This is a genomic window from Limnochorda sp. (assembly GCF_047459355.1).
Taxonomy (GTDB): domain Bacteria; phylum Bacillota; class Limnochordia; order Limnochordales; family Limnochordaceae; genus Limnochorda.
The window spans coordinates 1-1,800 of record NZ_VSCV01000080.1 but is presented as its reverse complement, the minus strand read 5'-3'; the positions used below and the strand labels follow the sequence as shown (position 1 = coordinate 1,800).

Annotated in this window: 2 protein-coding genes and 1 pseudogene; all 3 read right to left on the bottom strand. The window is 67.6% G+C overall.

Features of this window, described 5'->3' with window-relative positions; all coding sequences use genetic code 11:
• Positions 1-314 (bottom strand): annotated as a pseudogene (locus FWJ67_RS10950) (carbohydrate ABC transporter permease); the annotation flags it as partial.
• A complete protein-coding gene (locus FWJ67_RS10945; RefSeq protein WP_414482453.1) occupies positions 314-1,174 on the bottom strand; it encodes a carbohydrate ABC transporter permease in 861 nt (286 codons plus the stop codon). The pseudogene FWJ67_RS10950 and the gene FWJ67_RS10945, both read right to left, overlap by 1 nt.
• A gap of 131 nt (positions 1,175-1,305) precedes the next feature.
• The coding region (locus FWJ67_RS10940) for a hypothetical protein (RefSeq protein ID WP_414482837.1) at positions 1,306-1,800 on the bottom strand (495 nt) is incomplete at its 5' end.

Genomic DNA, 1,800 nt, shown 5'->3' with positions numbered 1-1,800 from the left:
CCCTGCCGCCCGGGCAAGGGCAACCGGGTGATGCTGTAGGCGGCTAGGGTCGAGATCATGACGGAGGAGACCATGGCGACCAAACCCACCGCCAGGCTGTTCCGGACAAAAGTGACGAAACCAGTGTTGGCGAGGAGATCCACATAGTTGGCCAGGGTCACCCGGGAGGGCCAGAGGCTGGGCAGGGGCATGAACATGTCGGCCACGGGCTTGAGCGACGTGACCAGCATCCAGTAGAGGGGGAAGGTGGTCCAAAGGAGCCCCGCCACCAGCAGCCCCCAGGCGTAGCGGCGCCTCATCCGGAAGGTCCGCATCAGCGTTCCCGCCCCGCGAAGAGCCGGGTGGCCAGCACGATCAGCCCGATGAAGACGGGAGCCGCCGCCAGGGAGGTGGCCACCGCATACCCCAGCTCCAGGTTCCAGAAGGCCTTCTCGTAGGTGAGGATAGGCACGGTGGTGGTGGCGTAGGCCGGCCCGCCCCCTGTGGTGACGAAGATGGTGGTGAAGTCGTTGAAAGTCCAGATGGTCGAGAGGAGGGATGCGATCACCATCACCGGCGCCAGGGCGGGGAGGACGATGTGCCGGACCTGGCTCGCCCACCCGGCGCCATCGATGGCGGCCGCCTCGTACAGCTCCGCATCGATCACCTGCAGGCCGCCCAGGAGGGAGAAGGTGAAGAAGGGCACGCCCTTCCAAACGTTGATCAGCACCACCGCGGCCAAGGCCGTCTGGGGCGAGCCCAGCCAGGGCACGGGGAACTCGATGAGCCCTGCCCTGAGCAGGAGGGCGTTGATGATGCCGTTGGTGTCGCTGTACATCCACCGCCAGGTCAGGGCGGCGACCAGCTCGGGCACCGCCCAGGGGATCAAGATGATGGCCCGCCAGAGCCCCCGCCAGGGAAGCTCCTCGTTCAAGACCAAGGCAAGCCCAAAGCCGGCCAAGAGCTTGAGGGCCACCGCCCCGAAGGCGTAGAGGAAGCTGTTCCGGACCGCGAGCCAGAAGAGGGGATCGTGCACCAGCCGCCCGTAGTTGCCCCACCCCACAAAGGTGCCGGGCAGGCCGATCCGCTTGTCGGTGAGGCTCAAGGAGACGGCCTGGAGCAGCGGCGCGCCCATGACGCCGACGATGACCACCAGAAGTGGCGCCACCATGAGGAGGCCCGTGATCAGGTCCACCGGCCTCTGGGAGGGCCCGCGGTGCAGGGCGGACGGGCTCAGGGTGACTCCCCCCTCTCCCATGACCGGCGGCGGGACAGCCCTGGGAGGCCGCCCCGCCGGCCGCGGAGCTTCACCTGCACCAGACAGGGCTAGTACTTGGCCATGATGGCCTCGATCTCACGCTTGGCATTCTGGAGGGCTTCGGCAGGCGGCACCCCATCGACGATGGCTGTCTGGAGCGCTCGCAGGAGCACCTGGGAGCTCAAGACCTCCCCTGCCCAGGGGGTGGCGGGGCCCGGGTACCCGACGTTGACGTTGATCTGGCCCGCCTCCAGCCAGACCCGATTGACGGGATCCTGGTAGAAGGGCAAGTCCTTCATCCCTTCCAAGACTGGGGCCCACATGGGGGCCATCCGGGGCAGGAGCTGGCCATAGTGCTCCGGGGTCATGAAGTCCCGGATAAAGCGCTCGGCAGCCGCCACATTCCCGCCTGCGAAGAGGACCATGGTGTTTCCGCCGCCCAGGTTGTAGCGGCCCTGAGGCCCCGCCGGCATGAGGGTCACCCCCGTGTGGGCCAAGAGGGGGTGGCCCATGTCGGCCATGTTGGCCCAGAGGCTCCCCGAGTTGAAGACCATGACGGCGGT